Origin of the sequence: Agrococcus sp. ProA11 (genome assembly GCF_039880525.1) — a bacterium.
Taxonomy (GTDB): domain Bacteria; phylum Actinomycetota; class Actinomycetes; order Actinomycetales; family Microbacteriaceae; genus Agrococcus; species Agrococcus chionoecetis.
Window position 1 is genome coordinate 2,248,353 of the sequence record NZ_CP156989.1, and the last position, 23,912, is coordinate 2,272,264.

Consider the following 23,912-nt stretch of genomic DNA (forward strand, 5'->3'; position numbering starts at 1 on the left):
CTACATCCTCTCCAGCGCACCCGTGCGGCGGGTGACGAGCAGATAGATCACCGCGAACGCGATGGGCACGGTGGAGAATGCGGCGGCCACCGGCGGGTTCAGGTTGATGTTCGAGGCGATGATCGAGCCGATCATCTGACTGCTGGGTCCGCCGACGAACCGTGCGGCGAGGTAGTCGCCGAGGCTCAGCGAGAAGGTGAAGATCGAGCCGGCGAGGAGCGCGGGCGTCAGCAGCGGCAGCACGACGGTGCGGATGGTCGTCCATCCCTGCGCACCGAGGTCGGATGACGCGTCGAAGAGGTTGCGGGGGATCTGCCGGATCGCCGTGTACACCGGCAGCGCCATGTAGGGGAACCAGAGGTAGGTGAGCGTGAGGATGACGATGGGGATGCCGAATCCCGGCCCCGAGCCGCCCACGACGCCGACCACCCAGTTGAAGAAGCCCTCCTCGGTGAACGTGATGCGCATCGCGACGATCTTCACCAGGTAGCCCGCCCAGAGCGGCAGCGTGATGGCGATCGCGAGCAGCGAGCGCAGCCACGGCGAGGCGATCTTGGCCATGAAGATGCCCAGCGGCACGGCGAACACGGCGCTGAGCGCCGTGACCGCGAGCGCGATGCCGAGCGTACGCAGGGAGGTCGAGACGTAAGCGGGGTTGCTGATGAGCAGCGCGAAGTTCTCGAGCGTGAAGCCGGGCCGCACGAGCGAGGTGAAGGGGTCGACGATCCAGAACGCCGTCACCAGCAGCAGCGCGAGGGAGAGGATGTAGAGCCCGATCAGCCACGCCATCGGCAGGGCCAGCAGGCCGGCGAGCCGCAGGCGCGGGCGCCGGTGGAGCACCGTCGAGACGGGTCGGCTGACCTGGGCGGATGCCGGTCGTGCGGGCGGCGGCGCGGTGGTCGTCACGGGGGCTCCTCGGACTAGTTGTGGGCGCGAGCGATGCGATGCGGGAGGGGGCGGGGGCGGTGCGCGGCACCGCCCCCGCTGCCGGTCAGCTCGACCGACGGGAGGGCGTCAGCCCTTGACGGTGAGCCAGGCCTGCGTCCACTGCTGGAAGTTCGTGCACTGCACGTCGGTGCGCCCGTCGACGCACTGCTCGATCGGCGTCGTCCAGAACCAGACGTTGCTGAAGTACTCCTCGTCCGTCGCGTTGAACTCCTCGCAGTGCGCGGCGGCCTCGTCGTTCAGCTCGCAGAACGCGGCGTTGGCGGGTGCCATGCCGAAGTTCATCGCGATGGCGCCGTTGACCTCGGCCGAGCTGGTGTAGTCCATCCACAGGTAGGCGCAGTTGGGCGAGTCGGACTGCGACGAGACCATCCAGGCGTCCGACCAGCCGGTCGAGCCCTCCTCCGGGAGCGTGCCCTGGAAGCGGTCGTCATCGGCGAGCTTGCGCAGCACCTCCCACGACGTGCCCACGACGGTCGAGCCACCCGCGAACGAGGTGATCTGCGCAACCGGGTCGGCCCAGTACTCGGCGACGATGTCGTTCTGCTGCTGCAGCAGGGCGATCGCGGCGTCGAGCTGCGTCTGGTCGAGCGCGTAGGGGTTCGTGATGCCGAGGTCGGGCTCGTGGTGCATCAGGTAGACCGCCGCGTCGGCGATGTAGATGGGCGCGTCGTAGGCGGTGATCTGGCCGGCGTACGGGCTGTCGGCCTCCCACACGACGTCCCAGCTCGTCGGCTCCTCGGTGACCACGTCGGTGTTGTACTGCAGGATGTTGGCGCCGCGACCGATGGGCACGCCGTAGCTCTTGCCGTTGATCGTGTCGTAGATCTGCCCCTGCATGCCCTCGACGATGTCGTCGCCGAAGTTCGGGATGAGGTCGAGGTTGATGGGCGCAACATCGCCGCCCGCGATCAGGCGCAGGCTCGCGTCGCCGGAGGCGGAGACGAGGTCGTAGTCACCGGTGCGCATGAGCGTGACCATCTCGTCGCTCGTGCCCGCGACGCGACGATTCACGACGCATCCGGTCTCGTCGGTGAAGGCATCGCTCCAGGCAGGCTCGACGAAGCCCGACCACGCGACGATGTCGACCGAGCCCTCGGCCTCGCCGAGCTCCTCGAGCATCGGCACGTCGGGCACGTCGATGGACAGCCCGTCGCCGGACGCTCCGCCGGCACTGCATCCCGCGAGCACCAGCATCGTCGCTGCTACGGCCGCGGGAACAAGCATCTTCTTGTTCATGGGTCTCCTGCTTCCTTCGGGGTTCCTGCTGGGTCGGTCTGGGTGGATGGGACGGTGGGCGATCAGGCGGGCACGACGGCGGCGTGCTCCGAGAACCACACGGCCCGCACGGCGTCACCGCGGCGATACGGCGCGTCGTCGTGCGGCGCGTGGTCGTTGTGCCGCTCGGCGACGACGGTGAGCCCCTGCTCGGTCGCGATGATGTAGCGCGTCGCGGGGCCGGTGTACACCGTCTCGGCAATCGTGCCGAGCACGCTCGTCTCGCTGTCGGCAGCGCGGTGGTCGGGTGCCGCGAGCCGCACGCGCTCGGGACGCACGCTGATCGCGCTGTCGACTCCGGTGATCGCGCGAGCCGTCTCCGCCGGGATGAGGTTCGAGATGCCGAGGAAGCTCGCCACGAACGCGGTCTGCGGGTACTCGTAGACCTCTCGGGGCGTGCCGACCTGCTCGACGCGACCCTGGTTGAAGACCGCGATGCGGTCGCTCAGCGTCAGCGCCTCCTCCTGGTCGTGGGTGACGAACACGAACGTGATGCCGACCTCGCGCTGGATCTGCTTCAGCTCGAGCTGCATCTGCTCGCGCAGCTGCTTGTCGAGCGCCCCGAGCGGCTCGTCGAGCAGCAGCACGCGCGGGCGCAGGATGAGCGCGCGGGCGAGCGCGATGCGCTGGCGCTGTCCACCGGAGAGCTGGTGCGGCAGCCGGTCGGCGAGGTGCGACAGCTGCACCTGCGCGAGCGACGCCGCGACCCGCTCGGCGATCTCGCCCTTCGGTGTCTTGCGCACCTTGAGGCCGTAGGCCACGTTGTCGGCGATCGTCATGTGCGGGAAGAGCGCGTAGTCCTGGAACACCGTGTTCACGGTGCGGTCGAAGGGCGCTGCCGAAGTGACGTCGGTGCCGTCCAGCAGGATCCGTCCACTCGTGGCGTCCTCGAAGCCGGCGATCATCCGCAGCACGGTCGTCTTCCCCGAGCCGGAGGGGCCGAGCATCGAGAAGAACTCGCCCGGCGCGATCTGCAGGTCGAGGTCCTGCACGGCAGTGGTCTCGCCGAAGCGCTTGGTCACCCCCCGCAGCTCGACGCCCGATGTGGGGCCGGCGGGCGCGTCGCGGTCGCCGTCGGCGGTGCTGCTGTCAGTGCTTCCCATGAGTCGGCGACTCCTCCGAGCTTCGTTGATGCGGGGCGTGTGACGCTAAACATATAGTTTCATATGTCTTCCGACAAGTCGGGCGTATAGGCTCCCCATCACGGAGGTCCGGTCCGCCGGAGCGCCGTTGCCACGCGACGGGCGGATCGACGCTCGTGCACGAGAATGGACGCCATGTCGACGCCGCCGTCAGCGCCCCCCACACGCTGGGGTCGGCCCACGCGACTGCTGAGCGCTGTCTTCCGGCCCATCGGCGACGAGGGACGCGCCGCGCTCGTCGAGCGACGCATCGCCGAGGCCATCATGGGCGGCGTGCTCCAGCCCGGCGAGCGCCTGCCGTCCGAGGCCGAGATGGCGCAGTCGTTCGGCGTCGCCCCCGCGACCGCGCGCGAATCGCTGCTGGCCCTGCGCGCTCGGGGGCTGATCGTCACCCGACGGGGTCGCGGGGGTGGCAGCTTCGTCGCCGACTCCGCGGACCCTGCCGCGTTCGCGCGCTCTGCGCTGCTGCGCACCTCCCGCGTGGGCCTCCGCGATGCGGCGGTGCACTACCTCGCCATCACCCGGGCGAGCGTCGAGCTCGCCGCCCGGCGTGCGGCGCCGAGCGAGGTCGAGCAGATCGCCGCCCGACTGCGGCGCGCCGATCGCTCCGATCCCACCGCCTGGCGACGGCAGTGCGACGACGCGCAGATCGAGCTCTCCGCCCTCAGCCAGTCCGCGCGGCTGACTCGCGAGCAGATGCGGCTGCAGGCCGAGCTGTCGCCGCTGCTGGCGCTCGTCGAGTCGGATCCTGCCGAGCGCGACCGCATGGCTGACGGCTTCCTCGAGGTGCTCGACCTGGCCGCGCGGGGCGATGCCGCGCGCGCGTCCGCACTCGTGCGCGACGGGATCGGTCGAGCCGTCGAGTGGCTCATCGCCTATCGTGCCGAGCTGGAGGCAGGATGAGTGCGACCTCTCCATCGCGACCGTCAAGGAGGACAGCATCGTGAGCATCAGCCCTGTGACCACCCACACCGACATCGTCAGCGAGTACTTCGGCGGAGCCATCGCGGCGCTCGAGGCGTGGAGGAACGAGTTCGTCGATGACCTGCGGGAGGCTCGCGCGCGCGGTCCCGTGACCACCGATGCGCTGGATGCGCTCGTCGCGCCCTATGCGCAGCGCACCTTCGCGGTCGATCTGCCCGTCTACGGGGCGGGATTCATCGCGGCCCTCGACTCGCTGGCGGACGCCCGCAGCCACCTCGCGTGGTGGCAGGGCATCGACCGGGCCCAGCTGGTGCTCGCGGCGCAATCGGTGACGAAGCAGCACATCGACTACTCAGAGCTCGAGTGGTACCGCGTGCCCCAGCAGACGGGTGAGGCGCATGTCGCGGGCCCGTACGTCGACTACCTCTGCAGCGACGAGTACACGATCACGGTCGCTCTCCCCGTGCTGCTGGACGGGGCCTTCGCGGGTGTCGCGGGGCTCGATCTGCTGATCGACGAGGTCGAGCGCGACCTCACGCCGCGGCTCGCGCTGCTCGGCTCGGACATCTCGGTGGTCAACGGCATCGGGCGCGTGCTGCTGTCGACCAGCAGCTGGCGCGAGACCGGCGACTCGATCCGCGGCGACGCGCGTGACGGGCTCACGTCCTTCTCGTGCCCTGGCATGGCGCTCGAGATCGTGCAGGGCCCCGACGCCGGGCGGGGCTAGCACCCGGCGAGCCGCCGCTCAGCGGTCGATCGACGGGTCGTACGCGTCGTCGTCCTCGTGCCAGACGACGTCCACGACCTCTTCGCGGGTGGATGACTCCTCCATCGGCTCGCCCTCGACGGCGTCGTCGACCCGCAGCGTGAGATCGGCCAGCGGGTCGACCTCGGGTGCCGACACGGTGTGCGAGTCGGGCACGACCACTCGGTCCTCTGCGGCGACGGTCTGCGCCGGCGTCTCGGTCTCCTTGTCGGCATCGCGGGCCGGCGTCTCGGAGGCCGCCCACGTGCGGGGGTCGGCGGCATCGGCGACGTGCATGAGCGACTGCACCTCCGCCATGAAGCCGTGCAGCTGGGTCTGCTGGTAGCGCAGGCTGCGCGTGCGGTCCTCGGCGTCGCGCAGCACATCCTTGGTGTGCTTCGTGACGGTGTCGACGATCGCCTGCGAGCGCTGGCGGGCCTCGTCCAGCATCGAGGAGGCCCTCGCCTTGGCGCTCGCCTCGATCTGCGCGGCCTGCGCCTTCGACAGCCGCTCGTAGGCCTCGGACTGCTCGGCGACGTGCGTGGCGTGCGCGAGCGCCGAGGCGACCTTCTCGTTCGCGTCGGCGGTGATCCGCTCCGCGTGTGCGACGGCTTGGCTGTGCAGCCGCAGGAACTCCTGCTGCGCGTCGTCGTGGCGGCGTGTGATCGCCGCGTCGAGCTCGATCCGACGGGCCTTGGCCTCGCGCACGATCCGGTCGGCATCGAGCTTCAGGTCATCGGTCTCGCGCTGCGCCTGCGCCCGCATGGCGGCGGCCGCCCGCTCGGCCTCGCCCAGCAGCACCTGCGCCTCGCGATCGGCCTGCGCCACCTTGTCACCCAGCGAGCCGAGCTCGGTCTCGATCCGGGCGCGATGCGCGGTCTGCTCGGTCTCGGCGCGACGGCGAGCCAGCTCGGCCTCGTGCTGCGCCTCCTGCAGCACCCTGGCGGCCTCCTCCTGCGCGTCCTTCCGTATGCGGTCGCGCTCGGCGTTGGCCTCGTCGAGGATGCGCTCCGAGGCGTTCGTGGCGTTCTGCACGAGCGTCGTCGCCTGGTCCTCGGCGACCCGCAGGATCTCGGCGAAGCGCACACGCGTCTGCCGACCCTCCTCCGCCTCGCCGGTCTCCGGGTCGTCGTCGGACTCGTCGTCGAGCGTCTGCACCTGCTGCGCGAGCCGGAGCATGCGAGCCTCGGCCTGGTCGGCGCGCGCGATGGCGGCGTCGAGATCCTCCGTGAGGTGCTGCACCCGGGCCTCGGTTGCGAGCGCCGCCTGCTCGCCTGCCCGCTTGAGCTCGTCGAGCTCGCGCCGCAGCTCGCTGAGCGCGCCATCGACCTGCACGCGGTCGTAGCCGCGGAATGCCTGTTCGAATGCTGGCTGCTGATCCGTCACGCTGTGCCTCCGACTCCAGAGCCGATCACCTCGTCGGCCAATTGCCGAGTCTATGCCGGGGCCGAGCCGGTGGCCGCCCGATCAGATATCTGCCACGATGCAGGTGCTATGACCCCGCACGGCATCGTGTTCGACCTCGACGGCACCCTCACCGACTCCAAGCAGGGCCTGCTGTCGAGCCTGCGTCACATGCACGCTGCGCAGGGGTGGGATGCCCCCGACGACGCCGAGCTCACGCGCTGGCTGGGACCGCCGGTGGCGACCGTGCTCGCCGAGGCCGGCCGCACCGCCGAGGAGATCGATGCCGCCCTCACGGTCTTCCGAGCCCGCATGCTCGAGGGCGGCCTCCTCGACTCCTCGCTCTACCCGGGCATCGCGCAGCTCATCGCCGAGCTCGATGGCGCCGGGCGGCCGATGGCGGTCGCCACGCACAAGATCCAGCGCGACGCCGAAGCCGTGATCGACCACTACGGGCTGCGGCACCGCTTCCGCGGCGTGCACGGACGGCTCGCCGGCGAGCTCGGCCACTCGAAGGCCGAGGTCATCGCGCGGGCCGCCGCTTCCATCGGGGCGCCGGTCGAGCGACTCGTCATGGTCGGCGATCGCGTGAACGACATCGCCTCCGCGCACGAGCTGGGCATGCGATCGATCGGTGTCGCCTACGGCTACGGCGGCCGCGCGGAGCTCGAGTCGGCCGGCGCCACGCGGATCGTCGACTCGGTCGATGCGCTGCGGAGCCTGCTCGTCGGCTAGCCGAGAGCGCCCTGCCTCAACCGGCGTCGAGGTCGGATGCGCTGCGACGCGCTCTCGCTCGCTCGGCCTGCACTGCGAGCTGCGCGTCCGGCGGATAGCCGACGGCGACGAGCGTCAGACCGTGCGCCGGCATGAGCCCGGTGAGCGGCGACCGCTGCCGGGCATCGAGCAGCCGGATCGCATCCGCCAGCCCCAGCCTGCCCTCCCCCACCCGCACGCAGGCGGCGACGAGCGCGCGCACCATGGAGTGGCAGAACGCATCGGCAGTCAGCGACGCCGTCAGCAGCTCGCCGTCGTGCCGCCAGGAGAACTCGCGCAGCTCGCGGATCGTCGTCGCCCCCTCGCGCGGCTTGCAGAAGGCGGCGAAGTCTCGCAGGCCGACAAGGGCGTCCGCCGTGCGGCGCATCGCCTCGACGTCGAGCGGTCGCGGCACATGCGCAGCCGTGCGCCGCTCGAGCGGATCCGCGGCCGCAGACGCCACGATCCGGTAGCGGTACGAGCGCGAGAGCGCTGAGAAGCGTGCGTCGAAGCCCTCGGGCGCGATCGAGACCTCGCGCACGACGAGGTCGCCCTCCGGGGCCGCCAGCCTTGAGAGCCGCCGCGCCAGGTGCGGCACGATCGCGAGCGCGTCGGGCACATCGGCGTGCGCGACCTGCCCGCTCGCGTGCACACCCGCATCCGTCCGGCCGGCCACCGTGACACGCACGTGCTCGCGCGCGATCGTCGTGAGGGCCCGCTCCAGCTCGCCCTGGCAGGTGCGCAGTCCCGGCTGGCTCGCCCAACCCGAGAACGCGCCGCCGTCGTAGGCGAGGTCGAGTCGGATCCGGGGCACCGTGCCAGCCTAGGTGCACCTGCCATGCCCCTCCCGGCGGTGGCAGATACCCTCGCGGCATGGCGAAACAGCACCCGCAGCCCATCGACGACTACGCGATGATCGGCGACCGCTCCACGGCCGCGCTCGTCGGCCGTGACGGCTCGATCGACTGGCTCTGCCTGCCGCACTTCGACTCGCACGCCTGCTTCGCCGCCCTGCTGGGCGAGAGCGAGCACGGCCGATGGCTGGTCGGTCCGCTGCACGAGGCATCCACCACCCGCCGGTACGTGGCCGGCAGTCTCGTGCTCGAGACGACGCACGAGACCGCCACCGGCACGGTGATGGTGACGGACGCGATGCCGACGACGAGCGGTCGTTCCGACGTCGTGCGCATCATCGAGGGCATCTCGGGCGAGGTCGAGCTCGAGCAGGAACTGGTGGTGCGCTTCGGCTACGGCGCCATCCCGCCCTGGTTCCGCCGCACGCGGGAGCGCGGCGAGGAGATGCTCGTCGCGGTGGCGGGCCCCGACCGGCTGGTGCTGCGCGGGCCCGCGCTGCCGCGTGCCGATGGGCATCGGCACCGGTCGACGTTCACGGTGCGGGAGGGCGACCGCCTGGTGCTCGACATGTGCTGGCAGAACTCCTGGCTGCCGATCGCGGAGTCGGTCGGTGAGGCGGAGGTCGTGCGGACCACCGTCGCGGAATCGTCGGACTGGCTGCGCGCGCTCGACTATGAGGGCCCGTACATGGAAGCGGTGCAGACGAGCGTGCTCGTGCTGCGCGCGCTCACCGACATCACGACCGGCGGGATCCTCGCCGCCCCCACCACCTCGCTGCCGGAGGAGCCGGGCGGTGAGCGCAACTGGGACTACCGGTTCACGTGGCTGCGCGATGCCTCGCTGACGGTCGACGCCATGCTCGCGGTTCGGCTCACCGAGAAGGTGGGGCTGTGGCGCAACTGGCTGCTGCGCGCGATCGCGGGCGATCCCGAGGACATGCGCATCATGTACCGGCGCGATGGCGGTCGCGAGCTGGACGAGCGCGTGCTCGAGCACCTGCCGGGCTACGGCGGCGCCGCGCCGGTGCGCATCGGGAACGGCGCCGCGTGCCAGCGCCAGCACGACGTGCTCGGCCAGGTGATGCTGACGCTCGGGCGACTGCGCGAGCTGGGACTGGATGACTCGCACGACGCGTGGCACATGCAGCGGGCGCTGCTCGACGAGCTCGCCCAGCACTGGCAGGAGCCCGACCAGGGACTCTGGGAGATGCGCGGCGACCCGCAGTACTTCACCCATTCACGGGCGATGATGTGGGCGGCGTTCGACTGCGGCGTGCGCGCGATCGAGTCGGGCTGCGAGGGCGATCCGAGCCGGTGGATCGCGCTGCGGGATGCGCTGCGCGAGGAGGTGCTGACGCGCGGCTTCGACGAGTCCACCGGATCGTTCCGCCAGCACTACGCGACGAGCGAGGTGGATGCATCGCTGCTGCAGCTGCCCACGATCGGCATCATCGACGCGACCGATCCGCGCTTCCTCGGCACGCTCGCGCGCATCGAGCAGGATCTGCTGGTGGACGGCATCCCGCTGCGCTACCGCACCACGGGCGTCGACGGGCTCGCGGGCGGCGAGCACCCCTTCGTGCTGTGCGGCTTCTGGCTCGTCAGCGCGTACGCGCAGGCAGGTCGGCTCGACGATGCGGAGGCGCTCATGGATCGCCTCGTCGCGCTGCGCAACGATGTCGGGCTGCTGGCAGAGGAGATCGACCCGACGACCGGTCGCCACTGGGGCAACTTCCCGCAGGCGTTCTCGCACCTGGGCCTGGTGATCGCGGCGACGGAGCTCGCGACGGCACGCGGCGCGGATGCCGGCCTCGCCCCCGATGGCGACCGCAGCCTGGAGACCCAGCGCAGCTGAGCGCGCGAACGACGAAGGGGGCCCCGCGAATGCGGGACCCCCTCTGTCGTTGCGCTGGCTACTTGCCGGCCTCGGTGTCGTCGTCGCCGTCGGCGGTCTCGACGTCGGCGGACTCGACCGTCTCGGTCTCCGCAGCCTCGGTGGGCTCCTCGGCCTCGACGGCCTCGGTCTCAGCGTCAGCGGCCTCGACGTCGGCGGCCTTGGCCTCCGAAGCCTCCTGGTCGGCGGTCGCCGACTGCGCGGCAGCGGCGGCCTTCGACTTCGAGGCCTTCTTCTGGACCGGCTCGAGCACGAGCTCGATCTGGGCCATGGGGGCGTTGTCGCCCTTGCGGAAGCCGAGCTTCGTGATGCGGGTGTAGCCGCCCTCACGCTCGGCCATGAGCGGTGCGATCTCCGTGAAGAGCTCGTGCACGACGCCCTTGTCGCCGATCACGCCGAGCACACGACGACGCGCGTGCAGGTCGCCGCGCTTGGCGAAGGTGATCAGGCGCTCAGCCACCGGGCGGAGGCGCTTGGCCTTCGTCTCGGTGGTCTTGATCGACTTGTGCGTGAAGAGCGCTGCCGCGAGGTTCGCGAGCAGCAGACGCTCGTGCGCCGGTCCGCCTCCGAGGCGGGGACCCTTTGTGGGCTTGGGCATGATTCGTTTCCCTCTAGTTCTTCAGTCGGCCCGCGTTCAGCGAGCGTCCTCGTCGTAACCGCTGTAGAAGTGCGCGCCGTCGAAGCCGGGCACCGCGTCCTTGAGCGAGAGGCCGAGCTCGACGAGCTTGTCCTTCACCTCGTCGACCGACTTCTGGCCGAAGTTGCGGATGTTCATCAGCTGCGTCTCGCTCAGCGCCACCAGCTCGGACACCGTGTTGATGCCCTCGCGCTTGAGGCAGTTGTACGAGCGGACCGACAGGTCGAGCTCCTCGATCGGCGTGGCGAGCTCGCCCGAGCCGATGGCCTCGGCGGGCGCCTGGCCGATCTCGATGCCCTCGGCCTCGGCGTTCAGGTCGCGCGTGAGGCCGAACAGCTCGACGAGCGTGCGACCGGCCGACGCGATGGCGTCGCGCGGCGAGATCGCCGGCTTCGACTCCACGTCGACGACGAGCGAGTCGAAGTCGGTGCGCTCACCGGCACGCGTCGCCTCGACGCGGTAGGTGACCTTCAGCACGGGCGAGTAGATCGAGTCGATCGGGATGACCCCTGCCTCGGCGAACTCGTCGCGGTTCTGGACGGCGGAGACGTAGCCGCGGCCACGCTCGATCGTCAGCTCGAGCTGCAGCTTCGCCGAGTCGTTCAGCGTCGCGAGCACGAGCTCGGGATTGTGGATCTCGACACCGGCGGGAGCCGTGATGTCGGCGGCCGTGACCGTGCCCGCGCCCTGGCGCGAGAGGTAGGCGACGACGGGCTCGTCGTGCTCGGACGAGACGACGAGCCGCTTGATGTTGAGGATCATCTCGGTGACGTCCTCCTTGACACCGGCGATCGTGGAGAACTCGTGGAGCACTCCGTCGAGGCGGATGCTGGTGACAGCAGCGCCGGGGATCGACGAGAGGAGGGTGCGGCGGAGGGAGTTGCCGAGGGTGTAGCCGAAGCCCGGCTCGAGCGGCTCGATGGTGAACCGCGAGCGGTGCTCGGAGACGGTCTCCTCGGTGACAGTGGGGCGCTGGGCGATCAGCACGTGTCGGTTCCTTTCGGTCGCGAGTCCGCTATATGACTCGCGTGTTCAATGACGGCGGATAGCCGGGCAGGGGGATCCCCTGCCCGGCGGGAACGACTTAGTTGCGGCGGGGCTTCGGCGGACGAACGCCGTTGTGCGCCTGCGGCGTCACGTCGTGGATCGCGCCGATCTCCAGGCCAGCGGCCTGGAGGGAGCGGATCGCCGTCTCGCGACCCGAACCGGCGCCCTTGACGAAGACGTCGACCTTCTTCATGCCGTGGTCCTGCGCCTGACGCGCAGCCGACTCGGCGGCGAGCTGCGCGGCGTAGGGGGTCGACTTGCGCGAACCCTTCATGCCGACGCCGCCACCCGAGACCTGCGAGACGACGGCCCCGGTGGTGTCGGTGATCGAGACGATCGTGTTGTTGAACGTCGACTTGATGTGAGCGTGGCCCACTGCGATGTTCTTCTTGTCCTTCTTGCGCGGCTTGCGGACCGCGGACTTGGGAGCTGCCATGTTGTCCTAACCTCCACGCGGCCTAGCGGCCGGCCTTCTTCTTGCCGGCGACCGTCTGCTTGCGGCCCTTGCGGGTGCGGGCGTTCGTCTTGGTGCGCTGACCGCGCACGGGAAGACCGCGACGGTGGCGGATGCCCTCGTACGAACCGATCTCGACCTTGCGGCGAATGTCAGCGGTCACCTCGCGGCGAAGGTCGCCCTCCACCTTGAACGTGCTCTCGATGTGATCGCGAAGCGTCACGAGCTGCTCGTCGGTCAGATCCTTGACGCGAGTGTTGCGGTCGATGCCGGTGGCCTCGAGCGTCTCGACGGACCGGGTGCGGCCGACGCCGAAGATGTACGTCAGTGCGATCTCCACGCGCTTCTCACGCGGGATGTCGACACCTGCGATGCGTGCCATCTGTGTCTCCTAGGGAGTTGCTGAGAGGTTTGGAGCAGCGGAGGTGCCTGGGCCTCTCCCCCAAGGTGTCGCCCTCGTTCGAGGACTCTTACCGCTGCTGGGTGCGTGCCCCTCCCGAAGGTGGGGCGGTGTTGAGTTGTGTTGCTGCTCGAGATCTCGTGACGCGTGCGGCCTGCGGCCGCTCGCTCCTCGATCCTGAGTCCGGCGCACGCAACGCGGCGAAGCCGCATGGCGTGCTCTGGACTCAGCCCTGACGCTGCTTGTGGCGGGGGTTGGTGCAGATGATCATCACGCGACCGTGCCGGCGGATCACCTTGCAGTTGTCGCAGATCTTCTTGACGCTGGGATTGACCTTCATGTTTTCTTCCTCGCTGGCCTCGTGCTCGCGCGGCGCGCGAGCCGTTCCTTATCCAGCAACCGTGCTTACTTGTAGCGGTAGACGATGCGGCCGCGGCTGAGGTCGTAGGGGCTCAGCTCCACGATCACGCGGTCTTCCTGCAGGATGCGGATGTAGTTCTGCCGCATCTTGCCGGAGATGTGAGCGAGCACCACGTGCCCATTCGAGAGCTCGACGCGGAACATCGCGTTCGGGAGCGCCTCGATCACCGTGCCTTCGATCTCAATGACGCCGTCTTTTTTGGCCATAGCCTTCTTCTGCAAGTTTCTTGGTTGCCGGTCATGCGAGTGACGCGCACAGAGGGCGCACGACACCAACGGTCAACACTACGCGCTGTGCGCACCGCGGTGCAAGCCGGGCGTGTCGCCGAGTGTCGCCGGGGTGTCATTCGACCGGCGAGCGCTGCACGACGATCGAGCCCCACAGCATCGCGCGATCGCGCCGGGCCCGCTTCGCCGCCTCGTCGTCCATGGTGGTGGCGAACGATCGGGCGATCACCGGCCCGCCGGGCACGACCGCGCGCAGCGCGGCCTTACGCAGGTCGCGCACCCAGCGCTCGTCCGCGCCGTCGGTCACGTTCGAGAGCGTGAGCGCGTCGTAGCTGCCCGGGGCGGCGCGCTCAAGGTGCTCGAGCAGCGGCTCCTCGACCCACGCGACCGTCGCCGGGTCGATCTCCGGCAGCCGGTGGCCGCGCAGCTCCTCCCCCAGCAGCAGGCGCCAGGCGTAGGGATTCTCCCTGGGCGCGTGCTTGCGCAGCGCCCGAGCGATGCGGCCTCGGATCGCCTCGTCGAAGTGCGCGGGGATGGGCGTGGAGAAATCCCGCAGCACGAGCGCCGAGAGCGTCCCGGCGGGCCCGAGCATCGTCTTGAGGATCGACGCGAGGATGCGGTTGTCGAGCCGCTCCTTCCACAGCTGCTCCGCCCGCAGCGGGTCGGCCTCCCGCAGGAACTGCCGCACCCTTCTGCGACTCCAGGCGGGGCTGGCCGCGCGGATCATGCCGCGCGCCAGATCGATCAGCCGCTCCGCGGCACCGGGCTCGAACCCGCCGCCCGCGACCCGGCTCCTCGCATACCGCAGCTGCTGCCGATTGGAGGAGACGACGGTGACCGAGTGCCCGGCGTCCGCGAGAGCGGCGACCATGTCGCCGGCGCCATCCGCGACCAGCACGCGACTGCCGGGAGCGAGTTCCTCCAGCTCGATGCTCGGATCCGACCAGTCCCAGCCGTGCAGCAGGCGCTGCCGCGGACGCGCGCCCGACCGGCCGGTGCTGCGTGCCCACCGCCACGGCATCAGCGCCCCGCCTCGCTCGTCGCCAGCGCCCCGGCACGAGCGGGGCGGCGCTCCGAGCGCCCTCCGAGCGCCCGCAGCGCACCGAGGATGGCGACCAGGTCGACCACCTCCTGCAGCCACGCGCCCACGATCGCGGGCAGGAAGCCGAACGCCGCCACCAGCATCAGCCCGACGGAGATGGCGATGCCGAGCCAGATGCTCTCGAGCGCGATCCGCACCGTCGCCCGCGCGATGCGCGCCACGCGCTCGACCGCGGCGAGGTCATCGACGAGCACGACGGCGTCGGCGGAGTCGCTCGCCGCCGTCGCGCCTCGCGCCCCCATCGCGATGCCGATGTCGGCGACCGCGAGCACCGGTGCGTCGTTGATGCCGTCGCCGACCATCACGACGGGGCGGCGCACCGCCCGCTGCACCGCGTCGACCTTGTCTGCGGGCAGGCACTCCGCCTGCACGCGATCGATGCCGACCTCGCGCGCGACGTGGAGGGCTGTCGCCTCGGCGTCGCCCGTGAGCAGCATCAGCTCCGCGCCGGTCGCCCGCAGCGCCGCGACCGTCGCGACCGCCTCCGGTCGCAGACGATCGCGCAGCACGAGCGATCCGGCGAAGGCGCTGTCGATCGCGATATAGACCGCGACCTGCCCGGGCTCCAGCGACTCGGCATCGACCGGGCCCGCGAAGCGCTCGATGTAGGCGCGCTTGCCGACGACCACGCGTGCCCCGTCGACCGTCGCCTCGACGCCGTTCGTCGCGGTCTCCCGCGCGTCGGTCGCATCGGGCACCGCGAGGCCGCGGCGCTCGGCTCCCCGCAGCACGGCAGCGGCGAGCGCGTGCGTCGAGTAGCGCTCTGCGGCCGCTGCCACCCTGAGCGCGCGGTCCGGGTCGGCCGATCGCACCTGCTCGAGCTGCGGCTCGCCGCCGGTGAGCGTGCCCGTCTTGTCGAACACGAACGTCTGCGCCCGCGCAAGCCGCTCGAGCACGTCGCCGCCCTTGACCACCACGCCCGCGCGCGCCGATCGGCTCATGCCCGCCATGAACGCCACCGGGGCCGCGATCAGCAGCGGGCACGGCGTGGCGACCACGAGCACCTCAGCGAAGCGCCGCGGATCCCCCGAGACCCACCAGGCCACGCCGCCGATCGCGAGCGCTACGGCGGTGAACGGCACCGCGTAGCGATCCGCGAGCCGCACCACCCGCGACTTCTGCGCGCTCGCCTGCTCGACCAGGCGAACGATCGACTGGTACTGACTGTCTGCCGCGGTGCGTTCAGCGCGCATCCGCAGCGCGCGCGCACCGTTGATCGCACCCGACGGCACGGTGCCCGCCACGGCGACCTCGACCGGCAGCGACTCGCCCGTGAGCGACGAAAGATCGAGCTCCGCCGGCTCATCGAGCAGCACGGCATCGACGGGCACGAGCTCGTTCGGCTTCACCACCAGGATCTCGCCGATGCGGACCTCGGCCACGTCGACCGTCACGAAGCGACCACCGCGCTCCACGTGCGCGTCAGAGGGCGCTCGCTCCAGCAGTCGGGTGAGATCCGCGCGCGCTCGCTGCGCTGCGTAGTCCTCCAGCGCCTCGCCGCCGGTGAGCATGAGCACGACGATGATCGCCGCCCAGTGCTCGCCCACCAGCACGGTCGCGCTCACGGCGATGATCGCCAGCACGTCGATGCCCGCGTGGCCCGAGAGCAGGTCGCGCACCATCCCGACCGCCGACCGCGCCGCCATGAGCACAGCCCAACCACCGACGACCCACGGCACCAGCGACGCGGCGCCCGTGACGCTCAGGATGCCGCCCACGAGCGCGACCGCGAGGGTCGCCGCGACCAGCGGATACCGGCGCAGCAGCTCGAGAGCGCTCATGCCCTCACCGTATCGAGCGGGCCGCGGACGCGACATCCTCGTGACGCGCGAGCGCGCCGCCGATCAGCGCGCCTGCGCCGCCGAGACCGCGTCGATCAGCAGCGGCACCAGCGGATGATCGGCGGGCAGGTCCGTCACGTGCGCGACGACGTCCTCCGGCGAGAGCGACGCGAGCAGCCGCTGCAGCTCCTGCGCCTCCTCGTCGGCGGGCGCATCGAAGGCGAGCGCCGTGCCGAACGCCCGCACGAGCGCTTCCGCGCTCTCGCCGCGCTCGACGAGCTGCGAGGCAGGCTCGACGAAGCGCTCGTGCCGCGAGAGCTTGCGCAGCGGCTGCCTGCCGATGCGCTCGCACGTGTCGGGCAGCGCCGGATTCTCGAACCGCTCGATCGCCCGCGCGACGTAGGCGGCGTGCTCCGCGGGATCGAACCCGTGCTTGGCGACCAGCAGCGCCGAGCTCTCGGCCAGCGCGGCCTCCACGGCGGCGCGGATCTCGGGCTGCTGCAGTGCCTCGGCGATCGTCTCCACCCCGGCGATCCAGCCCGCGTACGCGGTGGTGGCGTGCCCGGTGTTGACCGTGAAGAGCTTGCGCTCGATGAACGGCGCGAGATCGTCCACGAAGTGGGCGTCGGGGATGATCGGAGCGGCGCCGGCGAACGGGGTGCTGTCGATCGACCACTCGAAGAAGTCCTCCACCACCACGTCGAGGCCAGCGGGGTCCTGCGGCGGGATGATCCGGTCGACCGCGGTGTTCGCGAAGATCGCACGATCGGCCAGCTCCGGCGCACCCTCCAGCACGAGCGCGCGCAGCGTCTCCGACGCTCCGATCGCGTTCTCGCATGCCATCACCGTCACCGGTGCGCCCTCGCGCAGCGCCAACCCGTCACGGATGACCGGCGCGATGAAGCGCATCACCGTCGGCCCGACCGCGCAGGTGACGACATCCGCCTCGGCCACCGCGCGCGCCGCGGCGTCGGGATCGGTCCGCGAGTCGATGCCGGTGAAGCCCGTGACCGTGTGCACGGTCGCCTCCGGTCCCACCTCGCGCACCTGGTAGGCGTCCGCGGTCTGCAGCATGCCGATGAGCTCCGGATTCACGTCGACGAACGCGACCTCGTAGCCCGCACGGTGCAGGATCAGCCCGACGAAGCCCCGGCCGATGTTGCCCGCACCGAAGTGGACGGCACGCATCAGTCGTTGACGTCGCCGAGGAGCTCGAGGATCGCGGCGGCGTCGGGCGCGGCCACGAGCTTCGCGACCTCGTCCTCGTCGGCGAAGACGATCGCGATCTTGGAGAGGATCTCGAGATGGCCACCGTCCTTGCCCGCGATGCCGATGACGAACTGCACCGGGTTGCCATCCCAGTCGATCGGCGCCTCGTAGCGCGCGACCGACAGGGCCGAGTCGAGGATCGAGTCCTTCGACTCGTTGGTGCCGTGCGGGATCGCCAACAGGTTGCCCATGTAGGTCGACACGCTCTGCTCGCGCTCACGCATCGCATCCGCGTACGCCGGGGTGACGGCGCCAGCGGCCACGAGCATGTCTGCGGCCTCCTGGATCGCCTCGTCCTTCGTCGAGGCCGACGGTGTCGTGGTGATCTGGTCGATGGTCAGAACGGGCATGGAGCTCCTCAGTCGGTCGCGTTCGATTCGCCGACGAGCATGACGACCTCGTCGTACTTGGGGCTGTTCATGAAGTTGTCGACCGAGACGTGCGTCGCCCGGTCGTTGCGCTGGCGAGCGCGCGCGGTGAGATCCTGATGCGTGACGATCAGATCCTCGCTGCCGTCGAGGTTGGCGATCGAGATGTTCGTCACCTCGACGCCCTCGATGCCGGCCTTCTTGATCTTGTTGCGGAGCACGCTCGCCCCCATGGCGCTCGACCCCATGCCCGCGTCGCACGCGAAGACGATCTTGCGGATCGGCTGGGCGGCGACAGGCGTCGCGGTCGCGCCAGCGGCGCCCGCTGCCGCTCCCCCGGCGCCAGCGGCGGCCAGGTTCGTGAGGTGCTCGGACTTCTTGCCCTTGGCCGCCTCGGTCTTGGCGATCGCCTCCGACATGTCGCCCGCATCGCCGTTGGCGAGGTCACGCTTGCGCGATGCCCGCAGGATGACCGCGGCGACCGCGAACGTGACCGTCGCAGACACCAGCACCGAGAGCAGCACCCCGACGAGGTTCATCGGCGAGACAAGCACGGCCTGCGCCCCGACGGCGAAGATGCTGCCGGGCGATGCAGGGGCGCGCAGCCCGGTGTCGAGGATCGCGTTGGTCGCGACTCCCGAGGCGCCGCCGAGGATCATGGCCAGCAGCAGCGCCGGCTTGGCGAGCACGTACGGGAAGTAGACCTCGTGGATGCCGCCGAAGAACTGAATGATCGCCGCGCCCGGGGCGGTGGCGCGAGCCGCGCCGATGCCGAAGAACGTGAACGCCATCAGCACGCCGAGGCCGGGGCCCGGGTTCGCCTCGAGGAGGAACAGGATCGACTGGCCGTCGAGATCCACCTGCTGCACGCCGAGCGGTGTCAGCACGCCGTGGTTGATCGCGTTGTTGAGGAAGAAGACCTTCGCCGGCTCGATGACGAGGCTGACGAGCGGCAGGACGCCCGTGGAGATGAGCCAATTCACCGCGGTGCTGAGCACCGCCATGATCCACATCACGAGCTGCGCGACGACGTAGAAGCCGAACAGCATCATGAAGAAGCCCACGATGCCCGCCGAGAACATGTTGACGAGCATCTCGAAGCCCGACTTGACCTTGCCGTCCCACAGCTTGTCGAGCTGCTTCATGACCCAGGCACCGAGCGGGCCGAGGATCATCGCGCCGATGAACATGTGGGGCGAGCCCTGGCCGCTGTCGAGCTGCGCGGTGAGCCAGTCGGCACCGCCGATGGCACCCATGGTCGCGAGCACGCCGACGACGGCGCCACGGTGGCCGTAGATCATCGAGCCACCGCTGCTCGCGATGATGAGCGGCAGCAGGTAGTGGATGGTCGGCCCGACGAGCGTCAGGAGCCCGTCATTGGGGGTGAAGCCGTCGGGGATGACGAACGCGGTCAGGATGCCCCATGCGATGAGCGCAGGGATGTTCGGCATGATCATGCCGGAGAGGAAGGTGCCGAATCGCTGGACGGCGACGCGTGCTCCGCCGGACTGCTTCGGTGCTGCTGTGCTGGTCATCGTTGACTCCGAGCTGGGACGAGGTGGGGGCTCAGGCGTCGTGGTCGGTCGCGAGCAGCTGCTCGAGCTCGTCCAGTGCGCTCTCGTCGTCGGTGGTGATCGTGACGGTGTCGCCCTTGCTGACACCGAGAGAGATCACCGAGAGGATGCTGGCCGCATTGACCTGCTTGTCGCCCTTGGTGATCGTGACGGCACTGGCCGCCTTCGCTGCGGCCTGCGCGAAGAGCGCAGCGGGCCGGGCATGCAGTCCGTGGCTGGACTCGACGGTGACGGTGCGCTCGGCCATGCTGGTTCCTTCGTCCAGGGGCCGGGAGGCCCGGTGATCTGGTCACGCTATCACTGCGCCTGGACGTCGCCATATCTCAGTGTCGCGGTTGCGCCCCACGCAGCCGCAGCCACGCGCTCGTGCCGATGCCCAGGGTGCAGGCCGTGATCGCGAGGACGGCTGCAGGCAGCGCCTCGGGCGGCACAGGCTGCAGCAGGCCGCCGCCGAGCGCCGGCTGCTCGGCGACGGCGCGCAGCGCGTTGCCGGGCAGCAGCCAGCGGAGCTCCCCGAGGTCGGTCTGCGACAGGAGCCCTGCGAGCGTGGGTTCGACCACGATCGGGAGTCCCGCCCCGACGGCGAGGGTCAGCAGCGGCGAGCGAACCGCATGCGCGAGGCCGAGCATCCAGAGCGCCCAGAGCGATGTGACCGCGAGGTGCAGACCGATGGACACCGCGACGACGGCGGGTTCGATGGGGCGCGTGACGGCCGCGCCAGCAGTGGCGGCGGCGGCCGAGACGAGCGCGAGGAGGCACGAGGCGGCGAGCGCGGGAACGGCCGACACGAGCAGCCTGCGCGACGGGAGCGGCTCCGCGAGCGCCGCATGGAGCCAGGATCCGTCCCGATAGGGCCCGGCGACGGCGACGATCATGAGCAGCACGACCGCGAGCTGCGTCGTCGCACCGCGGGAGACCACCGCCGTCTGCAGCTCGGCCGCATCGATGCCGCCGAGCTGCGCGGCGAGCGCGCCATGCACGAGCCCGCCACCGAACGAGGCTGCAGCCGAGCCGAGGAGGATCCAGCGGGGTCGCACATCCTGCGCCAGGCGCAGCATCGCGGCCGCCATGCCCGCCCAGGCGCGCGAGGTCATGCCGCCTCCGCCACCATGGCGGCGAACGCCTGGCTGAGGGAGACCCGCCTCGGCGAGAGCTCGGTGACGAGCACGCCAATGTCGGCGGCGACGCGGGCGATCCGCTCGGGTGCAAGATCGCGGACCGCGATCGCGCCGGCAGCGCGCCCCGCCACGCGCGCCCCCGCGCGCCGGAGCGCGGCGGCGAGCCGAGCCTGATCGAGCGAGCGCACGATCGTCACCGACGAAGCACGTGCGCGCAGGAACGCATCCGTGTCGCCCTCGAACCGCACCCTGCCGCCATGCAGGCAGACCAGCCGGTCGAGCAGCGACGCGATCTCGTCGAGCGCGTGTGCCGAGAGCAGCACCGCGCCGCCGGCATCCGCGTGCGCACGCAGCCGTCCGCCCAGCCAGCGCCGAGCCTCGGGATCGAGCCCGTCGAAGGGCTCGTCGAGCACCAGGATCGGCGGCGACGCCAGCAGCGCTCCCGCGATCGCGAGCCGACGGCGCTGGCCGAGCGAGTACGAGCGGATGGGAGCCGTGACCCCGGCCAACCCGACCTCGGCCAGCAGGCCGTCGACATCGCCGACTCCCGCCTGCAGCGCGATCGCTCGCAGGTGCGCGCTCCCGGTGCTCCCTGCGCGCGCACCGAGCGCGTCGGGACAGAAGCCGAGCGTACGCAGCGGATGGGCGAGCCGCCGGTAGTCGAGGCCGTCGATCCAGGCGGTGCCGTCACCGTGCTCGAGCGCGAGGAGCCGACGCAGCGTGGTGGTCTTGCCGGCGCCATTCACGCCGATGAACCCGGTCACGCACCCCCTCGGTGCCGTGAAGGAGACTCCGTCGAGCACGACGCGACCGGCGAGGCGCAGGCGCAGGTCGCGCACCTCGATGCCGTCGCCGCCGCGTCGGGTGGCGCTCGCCGTCATGCTGCCCCCGGGCCCATCCGCAGCTCGCGCACCACCCCGCGCAGTCGACGGTCGCCGTGGTCGACCAGCAGCACCAGCCGATTGCTCCCCCAACGCTCCAGCCTCGCCTGCAGCGTCTCGCCCGCCGCCGCATCGAGACCGAGGAAGGGCTCGTCCAGCAGCAGCACGGGCGCCGCTCCGAGCGTGGTGAGCCGCACCCACGCGCGCCTCGCCTCTCCGGTCGACAGCGTTGCGACCCGCGCGTCGATGCGGGGGCCGAGCCCCTCATCGACGAGCGACTCGAGCGCCGCAGCCGGTTGGACTCCGGCAGCGTGCGCGAACAGCATCGCGTGCCGTCGCAGGGTGACGTGCGGCAGCAGCGCGATGTCGGTCCTGCTCACTCGCCGCAGGCGACGGGCAGCGCTCGAATGCGCGGGCACGCCGCAGACGCTCACGCTGCCGTGGAGCGGGCGGATGCCACCGGCGAGCAGCTCGAGCAGCGTGCTCTTCCCGGAGCCGTTCGCCCCGCGCACCAGCACGATCCCCGGGCCGTCGACCGTCAGCTCGGGCAGCGGCACCGGCCGGCCGCCGCGGTGGAGCGACCCGACGCCCGCGACCGCCAGATGCATCACCGCAGCCTGCCCATCGTGATCCATCCGCTGAGCGACAGCACGACGGCGAGCGCAACCGCGAGCGCCACCCACGATCCGACGGCGAGCGCGAGGCCGACCGGCACGAGCGCAGCCCCCATGAGCAGCACGCGAGGAACGACATCCGCCGCGCGCGGCCGCGTCACGAGCACCGCGAGCGCGCTCCCGACGATGCAAGCCGTGCCGAGGCCGGCGAGCGCGGCCAGCAGGGGTGCAGCGCTCAGAGCCGCGACCGCGAGCGCCGCCACCGCGCCCAGGAGCGCCGCGCATCCCCCGGCGCCCGCCAGCGCGACGCCGACGATTCGCCGGGGATCGGCGCCGCAGCCGACGAGGCTCTGCGCCAGCCGCAGCGGCCCGCGCGCATCCAGCGCCAGCAGCTCTGCTGCGAGATGCACCGCAGTCGCCAGCGCGGCCGCCATCGCTGCGGGTCCGAGCACGGCACGTGTCTCCTGCGCGAGCAGCGGCGCAACGGCGGCCGCGCCGAGCGCCGCGGCGACGGCGAGTGCCACCTGCGCGAGCAGTCGCGACGGGGCGACCCGCACCGTCGCACCTGCGACCAGCATGCGCGCGGTGCGGTCGACCGCGAGCCAGGCGACGACGGCTCCCGAGGCGGCAGCGGTCGCGACCGCGACGCCGGGGAGCAGTGCCCCACGCGCGACGAGCACCGCCGAGCAGGCGAACCCACCGACCACGGCTGGCCCGATCGGTGCCAGCAGTGCGGCCAGCCGCCACGCGTCCCCGAGCGCGTGACCGAGATCGATCGCCCGCAGCAGCGACGCGGCGCGCACGATCGCGCCCATAGGCCCGCTCGGCGCGCCGAGCATCAGCTTCGACGCCGGCAGCAGCAGCAGTGCGAGCGCCAGCACGACGGCCACGGCGTCGGCTCCGACGACGAGGCGGGCGAGATCGACGGCGGCGAGCAGCGCGAGCAGCGCCCCGAGCGCGCTCACCCCGAGCGCGATCGCGACCGGCGTCCGCAGCCTGGCGAGCGTCGTCGGTTCGAGCCCGGCGGGCAGCGCCACCTCGAGCAGCACCGCGGCGATCCTCCACGCACCGGCGTCGCGCGCTCGCCCGGCCGACTCGCAGTCTCGGCGCTCGGCTGTTCGCATCACGCCTCGGGCTCGCGCAGCCCGCGGCCGAGCAGGTGGTAGATCATCGTGGCAGCCCCGATGACGACGACGACCCAGGCCAGCGGTGCCGCCGGCCAGGCCGCTCCGAGCCCGATCGAGGCAGCGGCCACGAGACCGAGGCCGAGCGCCGGCGCTCCCACGAGCAGCGGGCGGAAGCGGCCGTCGAGGAGCGGCAGCACCACGACCAGCACGGTCAGGGCGCTCAGCGCCAGCACGAGCACGGTCGTCATCGTCGCGCGCGAGGCCTGCGGCGGCGAGGCCGCGATGCTGGCGATCGTCGCCGCACCGACGATCAGCGTCAGGACCGCGAGCAGACGCACACCAGCGGGTGCGAGCGCCACGCGCACTCTGACGAGCGGGGTGTCGAACGAGCCGGTCATCCGATGCACAGCACACCCCCGATCGCACCCGCGACGACGACGGCCCGAGCGTAGCCGCGCACGTGCGCGCGGGCGGAGGGGAACAGCGCAGGTGTGGACAGCGCGACGACCACGGCGAAGATCCACAGCGGTCCCCGCGCCACCGTGGCCACGCCCATGACGGTCGCCGCGACCTGCTGGCCCAGCACGATGACCGCGAGCGCCGCCCCTCCGACCCCGAGCCGCAGGGCGGTGCCCAGTGCTTGCGGCCCGAGGAAGCGCTCGAGCACAGTGGCGACCGCCGCCACCAGCATGATGCCGATCGCGTGCAGCGCGATGGCGGCGGCAGCGCCGACCGCGATCGCAGCGCCGGAGAGCGCGTCGTCGCCCAGCGCGGCGGTCTCGGCCGCGAGCGACTCCTCCGCGACCGCGATGAATCGCGGCAGCCGGAGCAGCAGCAGCGCGATCGCCGTTGCGACCACGAGCAGCCAGACCCCGATCGAGGTGGTGCGACCGGCGCGCTCCGTGCGCCCGGCATCGTGCACCGTCTCCGTCATTGTCTCCTCCTCCCTCGGT

27 protein-coding genes are annotated in these 23,912 nt (G+C 71.3%); 4 read left to right on the forward strand and 23 right to left on the reverse strand.

All coding sequences use genetic code 11. The features are described 5' to 3' along the window. From ABG090_RS10735 to ABG090_RS10745, 3 genes are all read right to left on the reverse strand, one after another. On the reverse strand, nucleotides 1-906 hold the full coding sequence (locus ABG090_RS10735) for an ABC transporter permease (RefSeq protein WP_347754475.1): 906 nt from the start codon (nucleotides 904-906) through the stop codon (nucleotides 1-3). A gap of 108 nt (nucleotides 907-1,014) precedes the next feature. Continuing rightward, the gene (locus tag ABG090_RS10740; protein ID WP_347754476.1) at nucleotides 1,015-2,184 is read right to left on the reverse strand and encodes an extracellular solute-binding protein; all 1,170 of its coding nucleotides are present in this window, start codon (nucleotides 2,182-2,184) and stop codon (nucleotides 1,015-1,017) included. Between the two features lie 62 nt (nucleotides 2,185-2,246). After that, nucleotides 2,247-3,326, reverse strand: a complete 1,080-nt coding sequence (locus ABG090_RS10745; RefSeq protein ID WP_347754477.1) for an ABC transporter ATP-binding protein — start codon at nucleotides 3,324-3,326, stop codon at nucleotides 2,247-2,249. Nucleotides 3,327-3,500: 174 nt separating this feature from the next. On the opposite strand from ABG090_RS10745, the gene ABG090_RS10750 reads away from it, so the two are divergent. Both ABG090_RS10750 and ABG090_RS10755 read left to right on the forward strand, forming a co-directional pair. Next, on the forward strand, nucleotides 3,501-4,268 hold the full coding sequence (locus ABG090_RS10750; protein ID WP_347754478.1) for a GntR family transcriptional regulator: 768 nt from the start codon (nucleotides 3,501-3,503) through the stop codon (nucleotides 4,266-4,268). A 40-nt stretch (nucleotides 4,269-4,308) separates the two neighbouring features. Continuing rightward, nucleotides 4,309-5,016: a cache domain-containing protein gene (locus ABG090_RS10755; RefSeq protein WP_347754479.1), complete on the forward strand. Its 708-nt coding sequence runs from the start codon at nucleotides 4,309-4,311 to the stop codon at nucleotides 5,014-5,016. A gap of 18 nt (nucleotides 5,017-5,034) precedes the next feature. On the opposite strand, the gene ABG090_RS10760 is transcribed toward ABG090_RS10755, so the two are convergent. Further along, a complete protein-coding gene (locus tag ABG090_RS10760) occupies nucleotides 5,035-6,420 on the reverse strand; it encodes a cell division initiation protein (protein ID WP_347754480.1) in 1,386 nt (461 codons plus the stop codon). A 108-nt stretch (nucleotides 6,421-6,528) separates the two neighbouring features. On the opposite strand from ABG090_RS10760, the gene ABG090_RS10765 reads away from it, so the two are divergent. Further along, nucleotides 6,529-7,173 carry an HAD hydrolase-like protein gene (locus ABG090_RS10765; RefSeq protein ID WP_347754481.1) on the forward strand — a complete coding sequence of 215 codons (645 nt, stop codon included), beginning with the start codon at nucleotides 6,529-6,531 and terminating at the stop codon, nucleotides 7,171-7,173. A gap of 16 nt (nucleotides 7,174-7,189) precedes the next feature. Here ABG090_RS10765 and truA read toward each other — a convergent pair whose 3' ends face one another. After that, a complete protein-coding gene (gene truA, locus ABG090_RS10770; protein WP_347754482.1) occupies nucleotides 7,190-8,005 on the reverse strand; it encodes a tRNA pseudouridine(38-40) synthase TruA in 816 nt (271 codons plus the stop codon). A 59-nt stretch (nucleotides 8,006-8,064) separates the two neighbouring features. Between truA and ABG090_RS10775 the strand changes: the two genes are divergently transcribed. Continuing rightward, nucleotides 8,065-9,900, forward strand: coding sequence for a glycoside hydrolase family 15 protein (locus ABG090_RS10775; RefSeq protein WP_347754483.1), 1,836 nt, complete (start codon nucleotides 8,065-8,067; stop codon nucleotides 9,898-9,900). Nucleotides 9,901-9,958: 58 nt separating this feature from the next. On the opposite strand, the gene rplQ is transcribed toward ABG090_RS10775, so the two are convergent. The 18 genes from rplQ to ABG090_RS10865 all read right to left on the reverse strand — a co-directional run bounded on the left by rplQ (nucleotide 9,959) and on the right by ABG090_RS10865 (nucleotide 23,893). Then, the gene (rplQ, locus tag ABG090_RS10780) at nucleotides 9,959-10,537 is read right to left on the reverse strand and encodes a 50S ribosomal protein L17 (RefSeq protein WP_347754484.1); all 579 of its coding nucleotides are present in this window, start codon (nucleotides 10,535-10,537) and stop codon (nucleotides 9,959-9,961) included. A gap of 36 nt (nucleotides 10,538-10,573) precedes the next feature. After that, nucleotides 10,574-11,563 carry a DNA-directed RNA polymerase subunit alpha gene (locus ABG090_RS10785; RefSeq protein ID WP_347754485.1) on the reverse strand — a complete coding sequence of 330 codons (990 nt, stop codon included), beginning with the start codon at nucleotides 11,561-11,563 and terminating at the stop codon, nucleotides 10,574-10,576. 97 nt (nucleotides 11,564-11,660) lie between these two features. Further along, complete coding sequence (gene rpsK / locus ABG090_RS10790; protein ID WP_072312767.1) at nucleotides 11,661-12,059, reverse strand: 30S ribosomal protein S11; 399 nt, start codon at nucleotides 12,057-12,059, stop codon at nucleotides 11,661-11,663. A 22-nt stretch (nucleotides 12,060-12,081) separates the two neighbouring features. Next, nucleotides 12,082-12,459 (reverse strand): 30S ribosomal protein S13, encoded by a 378-nt coding sequence (gene rpsM, locus ABG090_RS10795; RefSeq protein ID WP_347754486.1) that lies wholly within the window; start codon nucleotides 12,457-12,459, stop codon nucleotides 12,082-12,084. 244 nt (nucleotides 12,460-12,703) lie between these two features. Further along, a complete protein-coding gene (rpmJ, locus tag ABG090_RS10800; protein WP_347754487.1) occupies nucleotides 12,704-12,817 on the reverse strand; it encodes a 50S ribosomal protein L36 in 114 nt (37 codons plus the stop codon). Between the two features lie 65 nt (nucleotides 12,818-12,882). Continuing rightward, nucleotides 12,883-13,104, reverse strand: a complete 222-nt coding sequence (infA, locus tag ABG090_RS10805) for a translation initiation factor IF-1 (RefSeq protein WP_072312769.1) — start codon at nucleotides 13,102-13,104, stop codon at nucleotides 12,883-12,885. A 136-nt stretch (nucleotides 13,105-13,240) separates the two neighbouring features. Beyond that, entirely contained in the window at nucleotides 13,241-14,146 is a 906-nt protein-coding gene (locus ABG090_RS10810) for a hypothetical protein (protein ID WP_347754488.1), read from the reverse strand. Beyond that, nucleotides 14,146-16,008 (reverse strand): heavy metal translocating P-type ATPase, encoded by a 1,863-nt coding sequence (locus tag ABG090_RS10815; RefSeq protein ID WP_347754489.1) that lies wholly within the window; start codon nucleotides 16,006-16,008, stop codon nucleotides 14,146-14,148. The genes ABG090_RS10810 and ABG090_RS10815 overlap by 1 nt, the downstream gene beginning before the upstream one ends. A gap of 63 nt (nucleotides 16,009-16,071) precedes the next feature. Further along, on the reverse strand, nucleotides 16,072-17,196 hold the full coding sequence (locus tag ABG090_RS10820) for a mannitol-1-phosphate 5-dehydrogenase (RefSeq protein ID WP_347754490.1): 1,125 nt from the start codon (nucleotides 17,194-17,196) through the stop codon (nucleotides 16,072-16,074). After that, complete coding sequence (locus ABG090_RS10825; protein WP_347754491.1) at nucleotides 17,196-17,627, reverse strand: PTS sugar transporter subunit IIA; 432 nt, start codon at nucleotides 17,625-17,627, stop codon at nucleotides 17,196-17,198. The genes ABG090_RS10820 and ABG090_RS10825 overlap by 1 nt, the downstream gene beginning before the upstream one ends. An 8-nt stretch (nucleotides 17,628-17,635) precedes the next feature. Then, nucleotides 17,636-19,180 (reverse strand): PTS mannitol transporter subunit IICB, encoded by a 1,545-nt coding sequence (locus ABG090_RS10830; protein WP_347754492.1) that lies wholly within the window; start codon nucleotides 19,178-19,180, stop codon nucleotides 17,636-17,638. A gap of 31 nt (nucleotides 19,181-19,211) precedes the next feature. Continuing rightward, entirely contained in the window at nucleotides 19,212-19,466 is a 255-nt protein-coding gene (locus ABG090_RS10835; protein ID WP_347754493.1) for an HPr family phosphocarrier protein, read from the reverse strand. Nucleotides 19,467-19,542: 76 nt separating this feature from the next. Continuing rightward, complete coding sequence (locus ABG090_RS10840; protein ID WP_347754494.1) at nucleotides 19,543-20,313, reverse strand: hypothetical protein; 771 nt, start codon at nucleotides 20,311-20,313, stop codon at nucleotides 19,543-19,545. Continuing rightward, nucleotides 20,310-21,218, reverse strand: coding sequence for an ABC transporter ATP-binding protein (locus ABG090_RS10845; RefSeq protein WP_347754495.1), 909 nt, complete (start codon nucleotides 21,216-21,218; stop codon nucleotides 20,310-20,312). The genes ABG090_RS10840 and ABG090_RS10845 overlap by 4 nt, the downstream gene beginning before the upstream one ends. Continuing rightward, nucleotides 21,215-21,826, reverse strand: a complete 612-nt coding sequence (locus ABG090_RS10850; RefSeq protein ID WP_347754496.1) for an ATP-binding cassette domain-containing protein — start codon at nucleotides 21,824-21,826, stop codon at nucleotides 21,215-21,217. Before ABG090_RS10850 ends, ABG090_RS10845 begins: the two co-directional genes overlap by 4 nt. Then, entirely contained in the window at nucleotides 21,826-22,881 is a 1,056-nt protein-coding gene (locus ABG090_RS10855) for a hypothetical protein (RefSeq protein WP_347754497.1), read from the reverse strand. The genes ABG090_RS10850 and ABG090_RS10855 overlap by 1 nt, the downstream gene beginning before the upstream one ends. Nucleotides 22,882-22,955: 74 nt before the next feature. Then, nucleotides 22,956-23,357, reverse strand: coding sequence for a hypothetical protein (locus ABG090_RS10860; protein WP_347754498.1), 402 nt, complete (start codon nucleotides 23,355-23,357; stop codon nucleotides 22,956-22,958). Continuing rightward, a complete protein-coding gene (locus ABG090_RS10865) occupies nucleotides 23,354-23,893 on the reverse strand; it encodes a hypothetical protein (RefSeq protein ID WP_347754499.1) in 540 nt (179 codons plus the stop codon). The genes ABG090_RS10860 and ABG090_RS10865 overlap by 4 nt, the downstream gene beginning before the upstream one ends. Nucleotides 23,894-23,912: the final 19 nt, after the last annotated feature.